The organism is Eubacterium sp. An11 (assembly GCF_002161065.1).
GTDB classification, from domain to species: Bacteria; Bacillota; Clostridia; order Lachnospirales; family Lachnospiraceae; genus Anaerobutyricum; species Anaerobutyricum faecale.
Genome location: NZ_NFLV01000002.1, coordinates 262642 through 278456, shown reverse-complemented (window position 1 = coordinate 278456; position 15815 = coordinate 262642). Strand labels below are relative to the sequence as shown.

The 15815-nt window shown below is 48.4% G+C and carries 15 protein-coding genes and 1 tRNA gene; 12 read left to right on the top strand and 4 right to left on the bottom strand.

All coding sequences use genetic code 11. The annotated features are described in order from the left end of the window. Positions 1 to 75 precede the first annotated feature (75 nt). Both B5E53_RS03275 and B5E53_RS03270 read left to right on the top strand, forming a co-directional pair. Positions 76 to 720, top strand: a complete 645-nt coding sequence (locus B5E53_RS03275; RefSeq protein WP_087312638.1) for an amino acid ABC transporter permease — start codon at positions 76 to 78, stop codon at positions 718 to 720. A 12-nt stretch (positions 721 to 732) separates the two neighbouring features. Further along, complete coding sequence (locus B5E53_RS03270) at positions 733 to 1518, top strand: amino acid ABC transporter ATP-binding protein (RefSeq protein WP_087312600.1); 786 nt, start codon at positions 733 to 735, stop codon at positions 1516 to 1518. A gap of 158 nt (positions 1519 to 1676) precedes the next feature. Here the strand turns inward: B5E53_RS03270 and B5E53_RS03265 are convergent, their stop codons facing one another. After that, positions 1677 to 2864: a pyridoxal phosphate-dependent aminotransferase gene (locus B5E53_RS03265; protein ID WP_087312599.1), complete on the bottom strand. Its 1188-nt coding sequence runs from the start codon at positions 2862 to 2864 to the stop codon at positions 1677 to 1679. A gap of 301 nt (positions 2865 to 3165) precedes the next feature. Between B5E53_RS03265 and B5E53_RS03260 the strand changes: the two genes are divergently transcribed. From B5E53_RS03260 to B5E53_RS03250, 3 genes are all read left to right on the top strand, one after another. Then, positions 3166 to 4242: an iron-containing alcohol dehydrogenase family protein gene (locus B5E53_RS03260; protein WP_087312598.1), complete on the top strand. Its 1077-nt coding sequence runs from the start codon at positions 3166 to 3168 to the stop codon at positions 4240 to 4242. A 239-nt stretch (positions 4243 to 4481) separates the two neighbouring features. Continuing rightward, positions 4482 to 5192: a zinc metallopeptidase gene (locus B5E53_RS03255; protein ID WP_087312597.1), complete on the top strand. Its 711-nt coding sequence runs from the start codon at positions 4482 to 4484 to the stop codon at positions 5190 to 5192. Positions 5193 to 5201: 9 nt separating this feature from the next. Then, on the top strand, positions 5202 to 5657 hold the full coding sequence (locus B5E53_RS03250) for a 23S rRNA (pseudouridine(1915)-N(3))-methyltransferase RlmH (RefSeq protein ID WP_087312596.1): 456 nt from the start codon (positions 5202 to 5204) through the stop codon (positions 5655 to 5657). Positions 5658 to 5736: 79 nt separating this feature from the next. On the opposite strand, the gene B5E53_RS03245 is transcribed toward B5E53_RS03250, so the two are convergent. After that, positions 5737 to 7293, bottom strand: coding sequence for a polysaccharide biosynthesis protein (locus B5E53_RS03245; RefSeq protein ID WP_162611770.1), 1557 nt, complete (start codon positions 7291 to 7293; stop codon positions 5737 to 5739). 79 nt (positions 7294 to 7372) lie between these two features. On the opposite strand from B5E53_RS03245, the gene nifS reads away from it, so the two are divergent. The 3 genes from nifS to B5E53_RS03230 all read left to right on the top strand — a co-directional run bounded on the left by nifS (position 7373) and on the right by B5E53_RS03230 (position 10353). After that, positions 7373 to 8608: a cysteine desulfurase NifS gene (gene nifS, locus B5E53_RS03240; protein WP_087312594.1), complete on the top strand. Its 1236-nt coding sequence runs from the start codon at positions 7373 to 7375 to the stop codon at positions 8606 to 8608. 35 nt (positions 8609 to 8643) lie between these two features. After that, complete coding sequence (locus B5E53_RS03235) at positions 8644 to 9099, top strand: hypothetical protein (RefSeq protein ID WP_087312593.1); 456 nt, start codon at positions 8644 to 8646, stop codon at positions 9097 to 9099. Between the two features lie 150 nt (positions 9100 to 9249). Next, the gene (locus B5E53_RS03230; protein ID WP_087312592.1) at positions 9250 to 10353 is read left to right on the top strand and encodes an HAD family hydrolase; all 1104 of its coding nucleotides are present in this window, start codon (positions 9250 to 9252) and stop codon (positions 10351 to 10353) included. A gap of 261 nt (positions 10354 to 10614) precedes the next feature. Here the strand turns inward: B5E53_RS03230 and B5E53_RS03225 are convergent, their stop codons facing one another. Then, a complete protein-coding gene (locus B5E53_RS03225) occupies positions 10615 to 11556 on the bottom strand; it encodes an L-lactate dehydrogenase (RefSeq protein ID WP_087312591.1) in 942 nt (313 codons plus the stop codon). Between the two features lie 219 nt (positions 11557 to 11775). Here B5E53_RS03225 and B5E53_RS03220 point away from each other — a divergent pair. From B5E53_RS03220 to B5E53_RS03205, 4 genes are all read left to right on the top strand, one after another. After that, a tRNA-Arg gene (locus tag B5E53_RS03220) sits at positions 11776 to 11849 on the top strand. Positions 11850 to 12001: 152 nt separating this feature from the next. Beyond that, positions 12002 to 13132 carry a DUF362 domain-containing protein gene (locus tag B5E53_RS03215; RefSeq protein WP_087312590.1) on the top strand — a complete coding sequence of 377 codons (1131 nt, stop codon included), beginning with the start codon at positions 12002 to 12004 and terminating at the stop codon, positions 13130 to 13132. Positions 13133 to 13230: 98 nt separating this feature from the next. Then, positions 13231 to 13737 carry a 23S rRNA (pseudouridine(1915)-N(3))-methyltransferase RlmH gene (locus B5E53_RS03210; protein WP_087312589.1) on the top strand — a complete coding sequence of 169 codons (507 nt, stop codon included), beginning with the start codon at positions 13231 to 13233 and terminating at the stop codon, positions 13735 to 13737. A 173-nt stretch (positions 13738 to 13910) separates the two neighbouring features. Next, on the top strand, positions 13911 to 15110 hold the full coding sequence (locus tag B5E53_RS03205; protein ID WP_087312588.1) for a helix-turn-helix transcriptional regulator: 1200 nt from the start codon (positions 13911 to 13913) through the stop codon (positions 15108 to 15110). An 87-nt stretch (positions 15111 to 15197) separates the two neighbouring features. Here B5E53_RS03205 and B5E53_RS03200 read toward each other — a convergent pair whose 3' ends face one another. Beyond that, complete coding sequence (locus tag B5E53_RS03200) at positions 15198 to 15668, bottom strand: Lrp/AsnC family transcriptional regulator (RefSeq protein WP_087312587.1); 471 nt, start codon at positions 15666 to 15668, stop codon at positions 15198 to 15200. Positions 15669 to 15815 lie beyond the last annotated feature (147 nt).

Sequence of the window (15815 nt, the reverse complement as noted above, 5' to 3'; positions counted from 1 at the left end):
GCACAGTCGCTGACTGGAGTCAGTTTTGGACACCGGGCAAAGAACCCGGAATACATAAAAAAGGAGAGATACGCTATGTTGGGAGCTAATCCGATCGAGTCGCTGACCAGTGGATTTTTGTTAAACCTGGAATTGTTTGTGGTGACGCTGCTTCTGGCTCTTCCGCTGGGATTGATCATTACATTTTGTTCCATGTCCAAGTTTAAGCCTTTGAAATGGATTACGAAGGTATTTATCTGGGTGATCAGAGGAACGCCTCTGATGCTTCAGCTTTTCGTGGTATTGTACGCGCCGGGACTGCTTTTCGGCATCCCTATGTCATCCCGTTTTACCGCGGCTGTGATTGCGTTTGTGATCAATTATGCCGCCTATTTTTCGGAGATTTACCGAGGGGGGATCGAGAGTATTTCTGTGGGACAGTATGAGGCCGGCAAAGTACTGGGTATGACAAGAACACAGATTTTCTTTAAGGTTGTGCTTTTGCAGGTCATCAAGCGCATTGTGCCGCCGATGAGCAACGAGATCATCACGCTCACAAAGGATACAGCTTTGGCCCGTGTCATCGGTATCGGTGAGATTATCATGAGCGCGGAGAGATTTACTAAAATGGGTCTTATCTGGCCGCTGTTCTCCACAGCTGTGTATTTCCTTGTGTTTGTCGGCATCCTCTCCCTGCTGTTTGGCTGGATTGAGAGAAAGATGGATTATTTCAGAGTATAAGGAGGCGCAGACATGGCGATATTAGAAGTAAATAATCTGAAAAAGAATTTTGGAAGTCTGGAAGTATTAAAAGGCATTGACTTTTCTCTGGAAAAGGGAGAATCTCTTGCCATGATCGGCGCATCCGGAAGCGGTAAGACTACCCTGCTGCGCTGTCTTAATTTTCTGGAGAGACCGACCAGCGGACAGATTCGCGTCAATGATAAAGTTGTTTTTGACGGAGCGGACGCCCGCACATTGAGCGAGGCAGAGATCCGGAAGAATCGTCTGCATTTTGGTCTTGTGTTTCAGTCTTTTAACCTTTTTCCACAGTATACGGTATTAAAGAACTGTACGCTGGCGAAAGAGCTCATGGCCAAGGAGCGTCCGGATTTTAAAGCCAATAAAAAGCAGATTCTTGATGAGATCAGGACAGAGGGGGAGGCACTGCTTGCCAGTGTCGGCCTTCAGGAGAAAATGGACTACTATCCGCATCAGCTTTCCGGCGGCCAGCAGCAGCGTGTTGCCATTGCCAGAGCTCTGATGCTGCAGCCGGACATTCTCTGCTTTGACGAGCCGACGTCCGCCCTGGACCCGGAGCTTACCGGCGAGGTGTTAAAAGTGATCCGCGGATTGGCAGACAAAAAGACAACCATGGTCATTGTCACCCATGAAATGCAGTTTGCCCGTGATGTTTCTGATAAGGTATTGTTCCTCGATAAGGGAATGGTAGCGGAATACGGAAGCCCGGAACAGGTATTTGAACATCCGAAAGAAGAGCGGACCAGGCAGTTCCTGGAGAGATATTTTGAACAGTAAAATGTTATGACAGGATAAAGATGACAGCAGTACGCTGTATAAAGCATCAACCGGAACTTTTTTGTTCCGGTTGATTTTTTCTTTCAGGATTCTTCCTTGAACATGTAATCCTGAAACTTCCGGACGGCGTACAGTACCGTAGGTCTTGTCCGGAAGTTTTATTTTATATATTCTTCTGCCAGTTCTTTAAAGACAGGCAGAGCCTTTTGTATGCGCTCTGTCGGCACACAGTAGGCAATCCGGAAGTGGCCCGGGCAGCCGAAGATGTCGCCTGGCACCAGCATCAGGTTTTTCTCCTTTGCTTTCTCGCAGAATGCATAGGAATCCGGTTCCAGGGAACGCGGGAACATGTAGAAGGTACCGCCCGGTTCCACGCAGGAGTAGCCGTAGGAGAGAAGGGCGTCATAGAGAATCTTTTTATTCTCCTCGTAGACGGACAGGTCGGCGGTGTCCCCGCACACATCAATGATGGTTCTCTGCATGAGGGAAGCCGGACCGTTCTGACCGATGGTCCTCGAGATCTGCGGGCAGACAGCTATGATATTTTCTGCTCCCTCACATTCCGGGTTCACAGCCAGATAACCGATTCGCTCGCCCGGCAGGGAGAGAGACTTGCTGAAAGAATAGCAGGTCAGTGTGTTTTTGTAATAGTTGGCGATGTATGGGCTGTCTGTTCCTGTAAAGACAATATCCCGGTACGGCTCGTCGGAGATCAGGTAGATCGGATGACCGGACTCCTCAGATTTGGCGGTAAGGATGTCGGCAAGCCGTTTGATGGTCTCAGTGGAATATACAATTCCGGAAGGATTGTTCGGGGAATTGATGAGCACCGATGTCACGGACGGGGTGAGCATCTGCTCGAAAGCCTCAAAATTAATCTGAAAGCTGTCGATGTCCGCCGGCACGATGGACAATTTCAGAGAAGCTCCGGCCGTGTAAGGCTTATATTCGGAAAAACATGGGGCAAAGGTCAACACTTCATCTCCCGGATTATTGACGGCCCGGAAAGCGTGCGCCAGAGCGCCGGCGGCTCCGATGGCCATAAAAATGTTTTCCGGCTGATAATGACAGCCATATTTCTGATTTAAGCTCTCCGCGATGGAGGCCCTTGCTTCCGGGATACCCATTCCCGGGCTGTAGCCGTGAAGAGAGAGGGCGTCAAGTTCCCGTACATTTTTTATGATGGTGTCGTTGACACTTGGCGGTGCCGGAACAGAAGGATTGCCCAGGCTGAAATCATAAATGTTTTCCGCACCCACAATCTTTGCTTTTTCCTGTGAATACTGAAATATCTCAAAAATGATGTCTTTTTCAGACAGCATGGATGTGTAATATTTGTTGATCATGCTGATGTCTCCTTTCTTGATGCTGTGGTTCCGGTATATGGCGGAACCGTAATTATTTTAGCACGGAAGAAGCGATGTCACAAGATTGCACAGAAAAATGTCCGGTGAAAGGCAGAAAAATCAGACGGGCGGAGAAATCAAGATAGTAAGAAAAGAAGCGTCTCCTCTGCGTTGACGAACAGAAGGAGTTTGTTTATAATACGAAGAGAATCCTGCATGTGATATCGGAGGATGCAGCCTGTGTCTGCAGAACAGAGATGATATCACTGGCAGGAAAATATACAGCAAAAAGGAGTACATCATGGAGAATTATACAATATTGCCGGTTCCTTATACTGTGGGACCGAAGGCATATGACAGCATAGCGGAATATACACGCCTGTACGGCACAAAGGCAGTGGTCATCGGTGGAGAAAAAGCCATGGGGGCTTCCAGAGAGAAGCTGCTGGCGGCTGTGGAAGGCACAGAGATTGAGATTTTGTCTTTTCTTTTGTTTGGAAAGGAATGTACGTTTGAGGCGGCCCGGCGGCTGGAAGCCATGGACGCGGTTAAAGAGGCCGATATGATCTTTGCTGTGGGCGGCGGCAAGGCCATTGATACAGCGAAACTGGTCAGCATCGATTTAAAGAAACCGTATTTTGCTTTTCCGACCATCGCATCCAACTGCGCGGCGGCGTCTGCGGTATCCATTGTCTATAAAGAAGATGGTTCTTTTGCAGATTTTGTACATTTTCTGGATGCGGCAAAGCATGTATTCATTGATACAGACATCATTGCCCGGGCGCCGGAAGAATATCTCTGGGCCGGTATCGGTGATACTTATGCCAAATATTATGAGGTGAGCATTTCCGCCCGGGGCGAGGATCTGCCGCATTATATGGCTCTCGGCGTCAATATGAGCCGTATGTGCATGGAGACGCTGGTGGCTCATGGCGCCCAGGCCCTTTCTGATAATAAGGCAGGCATCGCCTCCTATGATCTGGAGCAGGCGGCGCTGGCCATCATCATCACCACAGGATGGGTGTCCATGTTGGTGGCAAGGGATCATACCATGGATTATAACGGCGGCGTGGCACATGCCTTCTTCTATGGTCTTTGTAATCTGCCGGGATTTGACGAGAATCATCTTCACGGTGTTGTGGTGAGCTTCGGTGTTCTTCTTCTGCTCGTCATGGACGGAAGAGAAGAGGAGTGCAGAGAACTCATGGAATTTAACAAGACCGTCGGACTTCCGACGAAGCTGTCCGATATTGATGTCACAGTGGAACAGGTGGCAGCCTGCGCCCATGCCATGACTGAGGACGAAGATGTGGAACATTATCCATATAAAGTGACAGAAGAATTGATCATTGAGGCTGTGAAGAAGCTGGATGTGTAAGGTGCGTTGATATTTCAGACACAATTTAAACATAATTTGACAGTATAATAACCGGACACTGGGAATAAGACTATCGCTGTCCCGAAGACTTTGGACAATGGACAGTTCACAATATTTGTATGTGTATTTTGTTGTTGTATATGCATAATAAGAGATAGTCAGTGCATATCAGAGAGTATGAACATACAGATCCTGCATAAGGAGGAGACTCCTGCAATAATTGGAAAGGTGGTATCACTATGTATTATGGATACGGTCTGGGTGGATTTTTCTGGGACCCGACCTATTTTCTTGTGATCATCGGCGTGGTGATTTGCCTCATTGCTTCCGCGAGGGTAAAAAGCACCTATGCGAAGTTTGAGAGAGTGAGAAGCCACTCCGGCGTCACGGCGGCGGAGGCGGCGCAGCAGATTCTTCACGGCGCTGGTATTTATAATGTGCGGATTGAACATATTTCCGGACATCTGACGGATAACTATGACCCGAGAAGCAAGGTGCTTCATTTATCGGACGCCACCTGGCGTTCCACTTCGGTGGCAGCCATCGGTGTGGCGGCCCACGAGTGCGGCCATGCTATTCAGGATGCGAGAGATTATGCGCCTCTCCGGATCCGTGGAGCCATCGTCCCGGTGGTAAATTTCGGTTCGGCGCTGTCGTGGCCGCTGATCATTATCGGTGTGCTTTTGAGTTTTAATCATTTTCTGATCACTCTGGGAATTGTGCTGTTTTCCCTGACGGTGGTCTTCCAGCTGGTGACACTTCCGGTGGAGTTTGACGCTTCCTCCCGGGCTCTCCGGATTCTGGGAGATTCCCACATGCTCTATGAAGATGAACTGCGGGGAGCAAGAAAGGTTTTGAGCGCGGCGGCCCTCACCTATGTGGCAGCAGCGGCATCAACCATTCTCCAGCTCCTGCGTCTGGTTCTGCTGTTTGGAAGAAGGGATGATTAGTCTGCGGCCATGAAAGATATCAAGATTCTCTGTGTGGGAAAGGTAAAAGAGAAGTATTTTCGTGACGGCATTGCATTTTTTGCCGGTCAGATCAATAAAAAGTATCCGGTGTCTATTGTGGAATGTGATGACGAGGCGACGCCGGACCGGGCTTCGGAGGCGGAAGAACTTCGGATCAGGGAGACGGAAGGGAGAAAGCTTCTGGAGAAGATCAGAGAGGAAGATTATGTGATCGCCCTCTGTATTGACGGCAGACAATATCCTTCCGATGTATGGCGGGAGCGCATGCAGAAGCGCGCCCGCCTTATCTCCGGTTCTCTGGTGTTTGTCATCGGAGGTTCGCTGGGACTGTCCGGCGCTGTGGTGCGGCGGGCGGACGAGAAACTGAGTTTTTCTGCCATGACATTTCCTCATCAGATGATGCGGATGATCCTTTGTGAGCAGATCGCGGATGCGTTCGCTTAGCTCCCGTAAGCTCCCGTATTCATACTGAAAAAGTGAGAGGGGCCGGCTGTGCAGCACTCCTCAGACGGAGCAGCACTCCTCAGGCAGAACAGTGTTCTACGGTCAGCTGCAGCGTGAGGAAGAATGCGCAGTAAAACAGACCGCTGATCACCAGCATGAAGAACGGATGCAGACCGCCGGTCAGCAGCAGATGGTGATAAAGCCGGTCGGACAGCCAGCTCCCGGCCAGAGCCAGAGCGGCAGGCAGCAGCAGCGTTTTTTCCACAGAAAACGGAAAGGATGTCACTTTAAATATGCAGAACAGATCCAGAAGAATCTGTACGCTGTAACCGGCCAGGAGGCCGTACAGATATCCCTGAATGCCAAAAGATGGTATCATGGTAAGGATAAACAGGATTCGCATCCCCATGCCCAGCAGATTGTGGTAGAGAGTCTGCCTGGTGCTTCCGAATCCGTTTAAAATGCTGGAAATGGTCTGCGCCGTATACATGAACGGGCAGAGGATGGCAAACATATAGACATAGTGTCCGGCCTCCTCGCTGCCAAAGACGATATTGCCGAGGGTATTTCCGTAAATGAGAAATCCAAAGGTGCTGAAGATTCCTATAATGATGCAGTAATGAAGACTTTTTGAAATGGTGCTTCTGATCTGCATCATTTTTTTCTGTTTATAAGAGTAAGAAATGGCGGGCAGCAGCATGACGGACAGGGAATTGACGATAGTTGCCGGAAAAAATAAAAAAGGCAGTGCCATTCCCGTGAGAGTTCCGTAACATTCCAGAGCCCGGGTCTGACTGCCCAGGTAAGAAACAAGCATGAACGGAATCAGCATATTTTCCAGACTGCTGATGATGGTCAGAGAAAAATGATTGATGGTCAGAGGAATACTGAAGGAGAAAAATTCCCGCACCATGACGGAAAACGGCATGGATGGTTCCGGAGAATGGTTTGGGCGGATGTTGGCAGGATGCCGTGAAAAGCGTCTGCGGACCGGACGTTCTCCGAAAAGGTTGGTATACGCATAGGCAAGCACAGTGTAGACAGTGGAAGCAATTTCTCCGATGACCATACCCCAGGCGGCAATGCGCGCATCTGCGGTGAACAGATAAACGGAGATCGAGAGGAGATAAATACTGCCCACCCGGGCGCATTGTTCCACCAGCTGACTGGCGGCAGGAACGCTGGAGCGGTTTAAGCCAATATAATAGCCGTGAAGACAGGACTTGACGGCCACAAAAGGCAGGGAGAGAGCGGCAATGCGAAGGGCGGGAGCGGCGGAAGCTTCATGCAGCAGATGCGTGCTCAGATATCCGGCGCTCTCATAAAGGATGGACAGAAGTATGAGGGACAGAAGAAAAGCCAGTGTGCAGGTCAGGCGGATCAGGCGGTGGATGTTTTTCTTTTCGCCTGTGGCATAAAAGCGGGAAGTCAGATTGGAGATCCCTGTCTCAAATCCATGGCAGACCAATGTAAAGCAGAGCATGTATACAGGAAAAATCAGCTGATAAACACCCAATTCTTTTGCACCAATCAGGTTGGAGAGGAATATTCTGTTATAGAAACCCAGAATTCTGGAAAGAAATCCGGATAGAGTGAGGATCAGGGTTCCGGTAAATATGGTTTTTTTATAGGACATAGAAACACCTGCGAGTGGTTTCTTTTCAATATATGAGCCGGACAGACAGCTTAGAATAAAAAGAAGAAAGGTCGGTGTAATCATGCCTGGGATTTATCTGGATCATGCAGCCACAACGCCGGTGAGACCGGAGGTGAGGGAGGCAATGCTCCCCTATCTGAAAGAACAATATGGTAATCCATCGGGACTGTATCAGCTGGCGGTGGAGGCGGAAGAGGCGATGGAAGCGGCAAGGAAAACCATCGCAGCCACGCTGGGATGTGAGACGGAAGAAATTTATTTTACTTCCGGAGGGACAGAATCCGACAACTGGGCCATTAAATCGGCGGTCGAAGCCGCGAAAAAAAGAAAAGACTTTGGCACCGGCGGCCGCCGGTGCTGCCATATCATCACCACACAGATCGAGCATCACGCAGTGCTGCATACCTGCCGGGCGCTGGAAGAAGAAGGCTGTGAGGTGACCTATCTCAGGGTCAACGAAATGGGTCAGATTTCTGTGAGAGAGCTGGAAAAAGCCATCCGGCCGGATACCGTGCTGATTTCTGTCATGACCGCCAACAACGAGGTGGGAACCATACAGCCGGTCAGGGAGATTGGAAAGATTGCCCGGCGCCATCATATTTTATTTCACACAGACGCGGTGCAGGCTTACGGGCATCTTCCGCTGCCGGTAAAGAGATTGGGCATTGATATGATGAGCGCCAGCGGGCATAAGTGTAACGGGCCGAAAGGAATCGGGTTCCTCTATGTGAGAAAAGGCGTGGATCTGCCGCCCTTTATACACGGAGGAGGACAGGAAAGAGGAAAAAGGGCCGGCACGGAAAATGTGCCCGGGATTGTGGGATTAGGTATGGCCGCCCGTCTGGCCCATACGAAGATGGCGGAGCGGGAAAAAAAGACAGCTGCCATGCGGGATTATCTGATCCGGAGACTGTTGAATGAGGTGCCGTTTGCCCGGCTCAACGGCAGCCTGCGATATCGTCTGGCCGGAAACTGTAATATCAGTTTTCAGTTTATCGAAGGGGCGGCTCTTTTAGTACTTCTGGATGAAGAGGGGATCTGCGCTGCCGCCGGTTCCGCCTGCAGCACAGGATCGAAGGAGCCGTCCCACGTGTTAAAGGCCATGGGATTACCGGACAATATCGCCCATGGAACCCTCCGGCTGACCATCGGATATCAGAATACCATGGAGGAGATGGACCGTGCGGTGGAGTGCATCAAGAAATGCGTCGCGAGACTCCGTCAAAATTCACCGGAATTTGAAGATTATATGTCCGGACGGAAAATGCCGCTTTCCTTCGGTATCCGCCTATAGTATAATAATGCTATCATACTATAAGGAGGGTCCCTATGAAGAAAAAACGATGGATATCTGCGGTGATATTTTCTTTGCTGCTTGCGGTTTCTCTGCCGCTTCCGGTTCTCAATGCCCGGGAAATCAGTCCGGCTTCTGTGAAGGTGGAGACACTGGCAAAGAAAAAGTCTTTCCGGCTCAGTAAAAAAGTGTACCGCCAGATAAAGGGATGGTGGACCAACGTCTCTTCTGGCGGCACGGACCGGAAGTTTTCCCGGACAAAAATGAAGGTTTATGACCGGAGTACCGGGCAGTGCATTGGCAAAATGAAGATCTGCGGCTGTAAAAAAGTCAAAGGCGGCTACCTGATCAAATTGAAAAACAGCAGAGGAGAAAAACTCAGCTACAAGTACAACAAAAAGGCGGATATGTTGGAAAGTTACATGGGATGGAAGGCTGATGCCAATTCTTATTCCGGTTCCAGCAGTCTTTTCCGTGGAAAATGGAAATGAGTTTTGTATAAGTTGTTCCTTGTATAATATGCATATAAAAAGTTAAAATCAAGTTGATATTTACGTAAAATATTGTTATACTGTACCCATGTAATAAATGTAAGGTTTGTGTAAAGCTTACGTAAATCAATAAAGGAGGAGGGACAACTTATGAAAAAAAGAAAATCAGCTATGTCATTGCTGCTGGTACTTATGCTCGTATGCTCTATGTTAACCTTTGGATGCACAAATACTTCGGGTTCAGAAAATACGTCTGGCACACCGGAAAGTACAACTGCGGCGGATGATAGAAGCACTGGTACCTTTACTTATTGGAATCAGGATTCTGCGGTATTGTCAGAGTTGAAAGATTATGTTGCGGACGTGACCGATGAATCTTCTGAGAATTATATACCGGAGGAAGACCGGATCGCTGTATTTGATCTGGACGGTACTCTTTTCTGCGAGACATTTCCAATTTATTTTGACTGGCAGATGTTTGCAGAACGTGCGTTGAATGATCCGGACTATGATGCTCCGAAAGAAATCAGAGAAACTGCAGAAGAAATACTGGAAGCAGGAGAAACCGGTGTTATTTCTGATGAGCTGGAAAAGAAACATGCGACCCTCGCTGCTCAGGCGTATGCGGGCATGACAGTAGATGAATATTGTGATTATGTGCGCAATTTCCTTGACAGCCCGGCCGAAGGTTTCAGCGGACTCCAGAGAAAAGACGCTTTTTATCTTCCTATGAAAGAAGTTGTCAGCTACCTGCAGGATAATGACTTTATCGTGTATATTGTCAGCGGAACAGACCGTCTGGCTGTCCGCGCAGCTATTGAGGGCGTTTTGGACATTCCGGAAAGACAGGTCATTGGTATGGATGTAAATCTGATTGCTTCCGGACAGGGAGATACGGATGGTCTGGATTATGTATTCCAGGAAACGGACAAGGTTATCCGTGGCGATCAGCTGTTGATCAAAAATGTAAAGATGAATAAAGTTTCCCTGATCGCTCAGGAAATCGGCACGCAGCCGGTTCTCGCTTTCGGAAACAGCTCCGGAGATATCAGTATGGCGGAATATGTCACTGTGGATAATCCTTATCGGAGTGAAGCATTTTTACTGGTCAACGATGACACGGAAAGAGAACATGGCAATCCTGAAAAGGCACAGTCTTCCAGAGAAACCTTTGAAGGATACGGATGGAATGTCATTTCTATGAAAGACGATTTTGCGACCATTTATCCGGAAGGAGTTACAGTTACACCGTAACGAAGAAATACCTTACATTTATTATTATTTTAAACAGTCTGTCTGGTAAAACAGGGGGTTATGAAAAGACTGTGATATTTGTATACACAACAAATGTGCATCCATAAAAAGGAGCTGCCATATCAGCATGATTTCCGGTGACTGCATCCGTGCTTTCCCATGGGGAACGCGAGACTGCACAGAAAATGCTATTATGCTGACAGGCGGCTCCTTTCTTTGTGAAGCGGAACAAACACCGCTGAAATGGTCTTATTTCTGATTTTACAGATCCAGTTCCGCTGCCACGCTTTTCAGTGTCTCTGCGGATTCCTGGAGAAGTCTCTGCTCTTCCTCGTTCAGGGAGATCGGAACATGTGTCTCGATGCCGTCAAAGCCTACGATGGCCGGCATGCTGAGGGCAATCCCTTCAATGCCGTATTCGCCGTGCATCATGGCGGAAATCGGCAGGATAGACTTCTCATTTCTTACAATACATTCGCAGATCCGTTTTACGGACATGGCGATACCGTAGTAAGTCGCCCGTTTCTTGGCGATAATTTCATAAGCGCTGTTTTTTACGGATTCAGCGATTCTCTTCATGGACGCTTCGTGGTTGAAATGTCCCCGCATCTCACAGAAAGTATCCAGCGGAATACCGGAAACGTTGGTGCTGCTCCATGCAGCGATCTCACTGTCACCGTGTTCTCCGATGATAAAGGAATGGACACTGCGGCTGTCCACACTCAGATGCTCGCCCAGCGCGTATTTCAGTCTGGCGCTGTCAAGAACTGTTCCGGAGCCGATGACCCGGTTTTCCGGCAGGCCGCTGAGTTTCAGAGCCACGTACGTGAGGATGTCCACAGGGTTCGATACGATCAGCAAGATTCCCTGGAAGTCCTGTTCCGTGATCTGAGGGATAATACTTTTGTAAATAGCTACATTTTTATGTACCAGATCAAGACGGGTCTCATTTGGCTGCTGGTTGGCACCGGCAGTCACGATCACAATGCCGGCGTCGGCAATATCTTTATAATCACCGGCATAAATCTTCATCTGTCCTGCAAAAGGAATGCCGTGAGCGATATCTTGCGCTTCCCCGTCAGCCTTATCATAGTTGGCGTCAATGAGAACGATTTCAGAAAATAAACGGCTCTGCATGAGAGTAAACGCTGTGGCGGAGCCCACAAAACCACAGCCGATAATCGCAGCTTTTCTTGGATTCATTGTAAACACCTCTTTCCTTGAATTTAAGATAACGGATGCATTATACCATAAAAAGGGAAAAAATCGGTGGTTATAACAACAAAACCGGAGAAAAAATGTAAAATTAATGGGGATTTTTTCTCAAAAAGAGAAATTTTCTGTTTTTTCTATTTTTTTGAAAAAATTCCTTGCAAATCATCCGAAAATATAGTATTATAAATGCCGGAAGTTTTCTTCCATGGACCAGTAGCTCAGTTGGATAGAGCAACGGTTTCCGGAACCGTGTGTCGGGGGTTCGAGTCCCTTCTGGTTCGTTTTTTTATGTTCATATCAGACTGTCAGAGCAGAGTTCCTGAGATAGGAGCTCTTTTTCTTTTTGTAAATGTATTTTACTGTTGTGCTTTTTCCGGAAAAGATAGTATAATAAGAGGGCAGAAAAGGATAAACTAGAATGAAGGAGTATCAAATGGAAAAATCAAAAGTATATTACACAGATTTCAGAACGAAGCTGGGAGAAGGTCTCCCGACCAAATTAAAAAGACTCATCAAAAAGGCTGGTATCGGCGACATTGATATGGACCAGAAGTTCGTGGCCATCAAGATGCACTTCGGCGAGCTGGGCAATCTGGGTTTCCTTCGTCCGAATTACGCCAAAGCGGTTGCTGATGTGGTAAAGGAAATGGGCGGACTGCCATTCCTCACCGACTGCAATACCTTATATCCGGGCAGCCGGAAAAACGCTCTGGAACATCTGCAGTGTGCCTGGGAAAATGGTTTTACACCGCTTACGGTTGGATGTCCGGTGATCATCGGAGACGGCCTGAAAGGCACCGATGATATCGATGTGCCTGTGGAAGGCGGCGAATACATAAAGAGCGCCAAAATCGGACGTGCTGTGATGGATGCCGACATCTTTATCAGTCTGACTCATTTTAAAGGTCATGAGATGACTGGTTTCGGCGGAGCCATCAAAAACATCGGTATGGGCTGCGGTTCCCGCGCCGGCAAGAAAGAGCAGCACTCCAACGGAAAGCCTAGCATTGATCCGGAAGCATGCCGGGGATGCCGCCGCTGCCAGAAAGAGTGTGCCAACAATGGACTGGAATTCAATGAAGAGACAAAGAAGATGACGGTCAATACCGACAACTGCGTGGGATGCGGAAGATGTCTTGGCGCATGTACCTTTGACGCCATTGAATTTATCAACGATGCGGCCACCAAGGAACTGAACTGCCGGATGGCAGAATACACCAAGGCTGTCGTGGACGGACGTCCGAATTTCCACATTTCTCTGATTGTGGATGTATCTCCGAACTGCGACTGTCATGCGGAAAACGATGCGCCGATCTTGCCGAATATCGGTATGTTTGCATCCTTTGACCCGCTGGCGCTTGACCAGGCCTGCGTGGACGCCTGTCTGAAATGTGATCCGCTGCCAAACAGCCAGCTGTCTGACCGGATGCACAGTGATGGATTCTGCGATCATCACGATCATTTTGAAAACACCACGCCGGATTCCGAGTACAAGACATGTCTCGATCATGCGGCAAAAATCGGTCTTGGAAACCGTGATTACGAACTGATTTTCATGAAATAAAGCAAAATAAGATAACGTAAAAGCGTACATAAAAATGCAGGGAAGATCTGTGCAAAAGCCGGATATTCCCTGCAAATCTTATATAAAGAGTGAAAACAATGAAATACGAGATTTACATTTTTGAGGAGGTCAAAACCGCCTCTTTTTATAAAAAAGCTATCGCGGAATATGAAAAGCGTCTGAGCCGCTATTGTAAAATTGCCTGCCGCTTTGTCAAAAAAGAAAGAGAGTGGGAAAAACTTCTCGCGGAAGCCGCCGATGCCGGCAATGTCTGTCTGGTCCAGCCGGGACCGGACTCCGTAACTTCCGAATCGTTCAGCCAGACCATCGGACAGTGGGAAATGTCCGGGCAGGGAAAGAAACAGTTCTTTATCCCGGCTGCTCACTTCGCCGGGATGGAAGGCGGCAGCACCCCAAAATATCATAAAGATGATACAGATGATATAGATGATACAGAAGACAGCGGAGATAAAGATAAAACAGAAAACACAGAAATTCTGAATCTCTCAGATTTCACCATGAACACGGCCATGACCGCCATGATTCTTTATGAGCAGATCTACCGGGGGTATCGGATATTGAATCATCATCCGTATCACAAGTAAATGATATGTTTGTAAATCTATATGCGGTCTACGTGCATAGGGACTTATAAAAATGTAAGTCCCTTTTTTAACCTCCGGTTAACTTTTCTTCCCGCAAAGTAATAACAATTCAATTGTCTGTGTCGCTGCTGTTTTATATAATAAAGTAAATATAAAGCAGGAGGGCGGAAACGATGAAGATAAATGAAATCATCCGGGAGAAGAGGATAGCCAGGGGAATGACCCAGGAGCAGATGGCGGCATATCTGGGAGTCTCTGCCCCGGCGGTCAATAAGTGGGAAAAGGCTGTGTCTTATCCGGATATTACGCTGCTGCCGGCGCTGGCAAGGCTGCTGGAGACGGATTTGAATACGCTGTTGTCGTTTAAAGAAAATCTGACCGATGAGGAGATCGGAGCGTTTACCGGTGAGATATGTATGGTCGCCATGGAGGAAGGCAGGGGGATTGCCGATGCATTTGCTCTGGCAGAAGAGAAGATAAGGGAGTATCCTTCCTGCGACAAACTGGTGCTAAATGCAGCGCTGGCCCTGGAAGGGGTTGTGCTGCTGACGGCCAGGGCCGGGATGCAGGAGCAGTACTTGCCGAAGATTGAGGAAATGTACAAAAGAGCCGCAAACAGCAACAGCAAGGATGCGGCGGTAAAATATCATGCCAAGTCCATGCTGGTTTCCAAACATAAGGAGAGAGGGGAATATGAGGAGGCGGAACGGCTTCTTGAGGAACTGCCTGATGAAACGCTGTATGATAAGAAGATGATCCAGTCCGGTCTGTATCTGGCGGAGGGCAGGACGGAAGAGGCGGCGCAGATTATCGAGAGAAAGATGATGAGTGATATCAGCGGTGTGGTCAGCGGCCTGCTTACTCTGATGGAGATTGCGATGAAAGAAGACAGGAAAGAGGATGTGGAAATGCTGGCGCAGACAGCAAAGCAGACCATTCGCCTGTATGATTTGTGGGAGTACGAGGAATATGCCGTTGATTTCCAGGTGGCCATGGCGAAAGAGGACGCATCGCAGTGTCTTGTCAGCCTGGAGAGCATGTTTGCCGCCATGCAAAAGATGGAGGATGTCTCAGTGCCTGATTCCGCACTGTACCGCCATTTGCCGGTAAAAAACAGCGCCGGGAAACAAGCGGAGAGATCCGGAGATCAGGTTGTGAGAAGGGCCGGAGTGCAGGACAGAGAAGGTGTCGGAGCGCAGAGCAGAAAAGGTGCCGGCACCATGGGAGAGATGCTCATGAGCAATTTGATTCAGGAAATGAAAAATGCAGAAAACCAAGAGTATGATTTTCTGCGCAGGAGTGATGAATTCTGTGCGTTTCTTTCCCGATGGGAAAAGGAAACAGTCATAAAAAAAGAATATATGTCTGATTGAAAATGCGTCGCGCTCCGCAAAAATTTTCAGCGGAAAAGAGCTGTATCTGTAAGATCAAGTGCGGACGCCGCAGCCAGCTCCGAGAGGCTATTGGTTCTGCGCGGTTTCCTCCTCCTCTTCCTCCTGCGGTAGCTGAATGCCGCGGGGCGGTACAGCGGTGGAGAAGACGATCTGCGTCTGGGTGTTGCCGTACTGCTGCAGGTGGCCGATGAAGGTGTCAAGCTCCATGGTGCTTGGGAAAGCAACTTTCAGCATGATGGAGTACACTCCGGTGACGCAGTTGCATTCAAGGACATTTGGACAGTCAGTGACAAAAGGATAGAATTCATCCTTCTGTTTCGGGTCCAGTGTCAGATTGATGAATGCGGTGATGTGGTAGCCAAGCGCTACCGGATCAACGGTTGCGTGGTAGCCTGTGATAATACCGCTTTTTTCCAGCCGTTCAATACGGGTGGAGACGGCAGGAGAAGATAAGAAGACCTTCTGAGCCAGATACTTTAAAGGGTATCTGGCATTTTCCTGCAATAGTGAAATTATTTTTTTATCAATTTTATCCATAAAAATCAACCTCCGGTAGAAAAACAGCAATAATGCATTTTAAGCAGTAAAATATGTATGATATATCTATGCAGTTTATCTCCAGGTAAACCACAAAAACAAAAAAGGAGCATCCCCAATGGGACACTCCTTTGCGTCGGTGCTATT